General features: G+C 59.6%; 9 protein-coding genes. 4 read left to right on the top strand and 5 right to left on the bottom strand.

The genetic code is table 11. The features are described from left to right. Positions 1-76: 76 nt before the first annotated feature. Genes VIG32_07780 through VIG32_07800 form a run of 5 tightly spaced genes read right to left on the bottom strand, consistent with a single transcriptional unit; the run spans position 77 to position 4,412 of the window. Positions 77-751, bottom strand: a complete 675-nt coding sequence (locus VIG32_07780) for a TadE/TadG family type IV pilus assembly protein (protein HEY8297904.1) — start codon at positions 749-751, stop codon at positions 77-79. Beyond that, entirely contained in the window at positions 742-1,773 is a 1,032-nt protein-coding gene (locus VIG32_07785; GenBank protein ID HEY8297905.1) for a Tad domain-containing protein, read from the bottom strand. The genes VIG32_07780 and VIG32_07785 overlap by 10 nt, the downstream gene beginning before the upstream one ends. 22 nt (positions 1,774-1,795) lie before the next feature. Continuing rightward, positions 1,796-2,770, bottom strand: coding sequence for a TadE family protein (locus VIG32_07790; protein ID HEY8297906.1), 975 nt, complete (start codon positions 2,768-2,770; stop codon positions 1,796-1,798). Further along, complete coding sequence (locus tag VIG32_07795; protein HEY8297907.1) at positions 2,767-2,955, bottom strand: hypothetical protein; 189 nt, start codon at positions 2,953-2,955, stop codon at positions 2,767-2,769. Before VIG32_07795 ends, VIG32_07790 begins: the two co-directional genes overlap by 4 nt. Further along, entirely contained in the window at positions 2,952-4,412 is a 1,461-nt protein-coding gene (locus tag VIG32_07800) for a pilus assembly protein N-terminal domain-containing protein (protein ID HEY8297908.1), read from the bottom strand. The genes VIG32_07795 and VIG32_07800 overlap by 4 nt, the downstream gene beginning before the upstream one ends. 289 nt (positions 4,413-4,701) lie before the next feature. Here VIG32_07800 and VIG32_07805 point away from each other — a divergent pair, with 289 nt between their 5' ends. The 4 genes from VIG32_07805 to VIG32_07820 all read left to right on the top strand — a co-directional run. After that, positions 4,702-5,319: a hypothetical protein gene (locus tag VIG32_07805; protein ID HEY8297909.1), complete on the top strand. Its 618-nt coding sequence runs from the start codon at positions 4,702-4,704 to the stop codon at positions 5,317-5,319. Positions 5,320-5,368: 49 nt separating this feature from the next. Beyond that, on the top strand, positions 5,369-5,530 hold the full coding sequence (locus tag VIG32_07810) for a Flp family type IVb pilin (GenBank protein HEY8297910.1): 162 nt from the start codon (positions 5,369-5,371) through the stop codon (positions 5,528-5,530). Positions 5,531-5,549: 19 nt separating this feature from the next. Further along, positions 5,550-5,711 (top strand): Flp family type IVb pilin, encoded by a 162-nt coding sequence (locus VIG32_07815; protein ID HEY8297911.1) that lies wholly within the window; start codon positions 5,550-5,552, stop codon positions 5,709-5,711. An 11-nt stretch (positions 5,712-5,722) separates the two neighbouring features. Beyond that, positions 5,723-6,201 (top strand): A24 family peptidase (locus tag VIG32_07820; protein HEY8297912.1); only part of this gene is annotated, 479 nt, incomplete at its 3' end.

The raw sequence follows: 6,201 nt of genomic DNA on the forward strand, positions 1-6,201 counted from the left end.
ATGACGGCGTGGTCGATTTGGCTCGTAAAACTGCCGACTTGGTGCGGAGTTCTTGGCAGTGCAGCGGCCTCGGGGATCAGCAGCTTCCGGAGAGCGTGAGCGGCGTCGTCGGCAGGATCGCGGGTAATGGTGCGATCGAGCCTACCGGCAGAATCGGCGCCGTATTTTGCAACGACGCCGATACTGCATCGTCGATCTCCGGGAAACATACGAGTACCGTACCGAGGCCCGGTGCATCGAGGTAGTTTTGACTTGCGGAAACCTGCTGGGCGGTCGAGCCGAGCGCGCTCGTGAGTAACCCGCCTTCGATCGGCGTTTGCGAGGTAATAGAAGAAAGCGTATGCGTGAAGACCTGCGGTTGAATCAGGCCGCCGCCTTGCAGCGATGCATGGTCCGAACGGCAGGTTCCGGCGGTCGTTCCGGGTTGCCAGAACGCGCTGGTCTGCGGCCCTGGGAATGGTGCGATGTTTTGCAGGGCAGCCGAATCCGGTACGGAGCACGCGAGGGTCGGCGGCGAGCCGATCCCCTCAAGATTGTTGTAGAGCGCGTAGATGCTGTACTCAACATAGGGCGAGCTTTGGTTAGAAACCAGCCCACTGTAGCGCACGGCAATCTGGACACGTTCGTTGACCACCCCGGCTCGAACGACCCACATCACGCCGTAGAGCAGCAGTAAGAAGAGTGGAAGGATGAGCGCGGTCTCGGCCAACGCCTGTCCGCGCTGGGATGGCCATTTCGCGGCTACTTGCATTGGAAGTCGACTCCAAGATTTAATTTGCCGGCGAATGGATTGATGGCGATCGAACTCCACCACCCATCGGCCGTCAGCAAGCCGTCGCTGCCCGGAACGTAGATGAACCCGGCTTTGCCGTCGGACGTTGCGGGGTTTCCGCCATAATCGACTCGGTACCAGAAGTCGTTGTTCGGCGCACCGAAGATCGCCTGATTCGTCGCGCTGTCGGGATATTCGACGGCCTGAAATGGTTGATTGGTTCGCGGATTTATGATCGTTCCTGGATAGATAAACTCTTGCGTCGCCATAATGGTCGTCGCGGCGGCCCGGCCGATGGCCGTATACGTCGGAGCCTTGAAGCTAAGAAATGCGGGGAACGGCGACTGCACGTTGGCGCAAGCGACGACCTCGATCTCCATCGGGGTGAAGTTTCGGCTAAGTGCCGGATTTGCCGGCAGGCCGCCGCCGACGACGAAGCTGCAGCAATCGGCGTAGACGTCCTCGAGAAACTGATCTACGCGCGGTCGAGCGACTACGAGCGTATAATTGAATCCGCAGTCCCCGCCGTTGTTCTGTCCGCAATTTTGCTGATAGAGCGCGAGGGAGGTTTTGACCGCCGATACTTGATCGTCGAACGTGGGTCGCATGATGCGGTGAAGAAGGGTTACGTCGGATGTGTATCGTGAGACCGAATTCAAGTACTGCGCGCGTAAATTTTCGTATATAACTTCGCAGCTTGCCGATCCGGTAGAAACGCTCGCATCGCATCCGCCGTCACCGTGGATAGCCATGAGCAAGCCTTGGGTGATCGATCGAATGCGGTATTCTTCGACGGCTGCGGCTTGAAGGGTGGATTCCATTTCATTCCATTGCGTCGCCTGGATCGAAAGGACGCCCCGCGCCGCCGAATCGGCTGCATTCTGGGCTCGGATTTGCCATTGGATCATCGAGCCGTAGCTAAGCGAAAAGGCAACCAGCGTCAGCACGGTGAGTATGCCGAAGGCCCAGACCGGGAGCGTTTGCCCGCGCTGGCCATGCATGATGCGCGCTCGCCTCGCGTCATTAATTGTCATTGCTGCATCCATTGAGCGGCGAGAGAGGCCTCGTTCGTCCGAGCCCGTTCCCGGCTCCGACGATGCTGTTCTGGTCCCAGCTGTAGATCAGCCGAAACGAAACCGTTTGGCCGCCCATCGTTTGCCCGGAATTCTCGTCCCAGAACCGTCCGGGCGTGTAAACGGGTTTTGCGGGCGGCAGATCTTGGGCGATCTGCGCGTACATGCGCTGATGACACGCCATCGCCTGAAAGGCCTCGCCTTGGGTTACGCCGGTCGTCGTCATGTCGTAGTTCCCGTCAACCGTGTCGTCGCCGTCCTTGAGGTACTCGGCCATTCCGAGCGAATGCAGGTGCTCGCTGCCGCCCGGACAGCTCGCGCCCCAGCCGGGTAGCCGGTCGCAATGGAACAGGAATCCAAAGTTAAAATAATACGGCGGAACGTTTTGGTCGTCGACGGTGATCGGATCGACTTGCGTGTTGTAGACGGTCTGCGAGTCGTACGCAGCTCCCTGCGCATCGTCGTCGTGATTGCTCACGCGATAGCGGCCTTCAACATCGGCGGCCGAGAACGGGATCGTACTCTGGGAGAGGAAGCCGAAACTACTTACGCTTAGTTGGGCTACCGCATTGAGGCGCTGCGGGCGTATGATCGATGCGCCGCCATAACGATTGGTTAATTGCCCGAACTGGGTAAAATTGACGGGCTCGTTCGTGAGCGGGGGACTCGAGGCCGAAAACACAACGCTGGTGGACGGAACGTTTGGGAAGAGCTGGCTGACTTGATCGAGTCCGGCCGTGTCCGTCACGCCGAGCGCGTAAGCATGGGCGTATTCGAAGGTCGCGGCGTCGAGCTGCATCTGAAAATAGCCCGAGAGCGCGAGCTGCATCGTACCGAAGAGCAAAAGCAGCGTAAAGCTTAGGATGATCGCCGTCTCGGCTAGCGCACTTCCGCGATCGGCGATCGGTCGACGCCGCTGCTTCATTGCGGCGGTGTTTCCTGAAGCTGCTCGAAGTGCGTGTAGGCTGCCTCCAACGTACTTTCCGTCAGCGTTGCAATCGTTGCGAGCGAGGCGATCGAGAGCATGCTGAGAAGCGCTAGCAGCATCGCGTATTCGGGCAACGCCGCGCCCGTGTCGTCCTCAAGCAGAGCGGCCGCCCACGCGATCATTGCGTGATGATCTCCGGGGTCATAACGAAGACGACGTCGGTCTGGCCATCCTGATAGCGGGTCGATTCGAAGAGCTTGCCGAGGATCGGCAGGGCACTTAGGAACGGAATCTTCGTGATGGTGCGCTGCTCGACTCGGTTGAGAAGTCCGCCCATGATCACGCTCTGGCCGTTCTGCGTGATGAGGTCGGTCGAGAGCGTGCTCTCTTTTAACGCTGGAATGAAGAACCCGTTGACTTGTACCGCATTCTGATAATCGAGATTCGAGATATCCGGCGTGATCTTCGTCTCGATCGAACCATCGGGCATGATCGTCGGCAGAACCTTGAGCTGTACGCCGTAGTTCTTAAAGACCACGCTCACCTGCCCGAGGCCGGTCGAAAAAACGTACGGGATCTGACCGCCGACGAGGAACGTGGCCTCGTTGCCGGGCGTCGTGACCAAATTGGGCGACGACAGCACGCGAGCGTGACCGCTATTCATAATGAGATCGAGCGTTGGTGCCAGGCGCGTCGTTCTGAAAAACGCACCGAGGTTGAGCGCTTTGCCGAGGCCGCCCGGACCCGGACCCTCGGTAGCCGGAAAGCTGGGATCGCCTAACGCGTATTTCGTTGGGTTGATCGGATCGTCCGGGACGGCGCTCTGCAGACGAACGCCCAACTGACTGAGCGCCGTGCGATCGACTTCGAGCACGTAGACTTTGATGCCGATCTGGCTCGAGGTTGCAACCTCTAAGCGGTCGATGATCTTGCCGTCGCTGGCCAGATAGGGGCCGGCGAGCGTTTTTGCGCGGCGGAGTACTTGTTCGGCCTGGATGCGATCGTGCACCCGGCCGCTGACCATCACGTTGCCCTTGTCGTCCGGCTCGATCTGCAGATCTTTAACGCCCGGCGTGCTATTGAACTCGGCTTGAATCGACCCGAGCGAATGGGCGACGCTGACCGCATTGATGATTGCAAACTTGTCGGCTTTGTCTTTGCCGTTGTCTTGAATGACGGTTCCGTTAAAGCGTTTGACCATGTTGCTGAGGTCGACGAACTGCTGCATATCGGCAACGGTGCCGCGCACGAGGACGGAGCGGCCGAAACTTACGACCTGCACGTTGGGATACGGGATCGCGGCGCGGAGGATCTGCGAAACGTCGTCGAGGCCGGCTTGGATGACCGTCACTTCATAATTGAGGCGATGCTGACCGGCCCAGGCGATGACCGTCGTGTGTCCGGGAAGCTTACCGTTAATGATGAGCTGCGAGGTGCCGATCGGTACGACGCCGGCGATCGTGCCGTCGCCGACGGCCACGCGCGAAAGCCCGGCGATCGGGAGGACCACGGAGTGTCCCGAGTCGATCGAGATGAAGTTTACGTCTTGCGCTAGTGCCGCTCGCGGCGTTGCCGCTCCGAGACTGACTGCCAGTAGTAACGCGGCGGCTGCGGCCGCAATTCGTCGCAGATATTTCACGTGCTAAACTCCCAAGACATACCGAAAACCTCCCGATGCTTTAACGCAGACCGTGGGAGAGACTGGGCTACATTATGCCACGCGGGAAGGGCGTTAACGCATAAACACGACGTGTACGGTCGGTTAATGTTTCCATGGGTGACTTCCAACTCGCGGCCCGTGCGGCTATGATGGTCGAACGTTACAGGGTCAGGAGGTCGGCGTGTCTTTCCGACGGATTTATCTACCACTCGTATGTTCGTGCTTCGCGCTTATAGCCGCGACGGTATCTGCATCGGCGGCAACTTCGATGCATTCGCTCGTCTCGGTCGCGCATCAGGACGGCTACGGGTACATGCAGCGCAATCCCGAGAATGCGGTCGAACTCGTTAAGCCCGGAATGGATATCGTTATCCGCGCCGGGTCCCGTCTCTATTGGGTGAACGGAACGCCGGATGCGGCCGACGTCGCCCCGACCTATCGCAACCGCGATGTCTACGTCTCCGATAATACGGCAATCATCCTGGGCCGGCTCGCGCGCTCATCGGCTGCTCCGGCCGCCGAGAGCGTCGATCCGCCGCAGGCGCCGGCATCGGGACAAGGACCGCTGACGGTCAGCGCGATCGGGGGCCTGGGCGCGGAAACGCTCAGCGTCTTCGGCAGCGCGCCGCCGAACGCGCCGGTTCGCATTTCGCTGTACGGGCAGATTTCACGCGATCTGCCGACGATGCTCCTCAACACCTCGAGCACCGTTGCCAGCGCCGAAGGCAAGTACGCGATTACGATGCCGATCGCTCCCGACTACTTCCGCGGCAGCATCATCACGGTGAATGCCGCTTTGACCGAAGGCGGACCCGCGTCGACGACCACCTACAAAGTGGGTGCGCCGAATCCAAACGTGTCCATCGAGTCGGGCGACCCCCTCTGAGGTTCAGTTCTCACATACTCATTCGCTTCCGTAAGGAGATGGAACATCAATGAAAACAGCTCTGGTAAACCTCGTCCGCGACGACAGCGGCGCAACCCTCGTGGAATATGGGCTGATCGTCAGCCTGATCGCGATCGCATGTATCGCTGCGATCACGCTGTTGGGCGGAAGAATCTCGACCATGTTCAACACAATCGGAACGGATCTCTAAAGAGATGCGCGGGGTCGCGATGACCGCATACGCGGACAAGTTCTTCCGAGATGAATCGGGAGCAACCATGATCGAGTATGCGCTCATCGTGACCCTTATCGCGGTCGCGTGCATCACCGCTTTGACACTCGTTTATTCGAGCGTCGCTGGTTTTTTCACGACCGTCGCAAACGCGATGTAAACGCAGTTATTATGACTTTTCAGCAATTCGACAGCCCGTTTATCACGGTTGCTACCGTCCTTTTAGGCGGCGGCTCCTGTGCGATTGCGGCCTGCATCGATTTGCGTACGCGTCGCGTCCCGAATTGGCTCACCCTATCGACGCTCGCTCTCGCTCTCGCGCTCGTCTCGCTCCAAGGCGTTGCTTCTCTGGAGCGGGCCTTATTGGTGGTCCTCGGGGCGCTGCTGCTGGGCATCATCCTGCACGCCTCCGGCCTTCTTGGTGGCGGCGACGTAAAACTCTTGATTGCAATTGCGGCGCTGGTTGGTTTTCCGAATTGCGTCGCCCTCGTGCTCTACACGGCCGTGGCCGGCGGGGTTCTCGCCATCGGCGTCTCCGTCGTTCAACGCCGATTGCCCGAGGTGATGGCTAAAACCAATTCCGCGCTCACCGCGATGTGGATTTCGAAACGCGTCGCCATCGATCGCGCGACCGGCGCCGCATCGGCGAA

This window comes from Candidatus Baltobacteraceae bacterium, from assembly GCA_036559195.1.
Lineage (GTDB): Bacteria > Vulcanimicrobiota > Vulcanimicrobiia > Vulcanimicrobiales > Vulcanimicrobiaceae > JALYTZ01.

Coding starts and splice junctions, on each gene's coding strand:
- VIG32_07790 (HEY8297906.1), bottom strand. CDS start 2,770: ATGAAGCAGCGGCGTCGACCGATCGCCGATCGCGGAAGTGCGCTAGCC.
- VIG32_07795 (HEY8297907.1), bottom strand. CDS start 2,955: ATGATCGCGTGGGCGGCCGCTCTGCTTGAGGACGACACGGGCGCGGCG.
- VIG32_07780 (HEY8297904.1), bottom strand. CDS start 751: ATGCAAGTAGCCGCGAAATGGCCATCCCAGCGCGGACAGGCGTTGGCC.
- VIG32_07810 (HEY8297910.1), top strand. CDS start 5,369: ATGAAAACAGCTCTGGTAAACCTCGTCCGCGACGACAGCGGCGCAACC.
- VIG32_07785 (HEY8297905.1), bottom strand. CDS start 1,773: ATGCATGGCCAGCGCGGGCAAACGCTCCCGGTCTGGGCCTTCGGCATA.
- VIG32_07815 (HEY8297911.1), top strand. CDS start 5,550: ATGACCGCATACGCGGACAAGTTCTTCCGAGATGAATCGGGAGCAACC.
- VIG32_07805 (HEY8297909.1), top strand. CDS start 4,702: ATGCATTCGCTCGTCTCGGTCGCGCATCAGGACGGCTACGGGTACATG.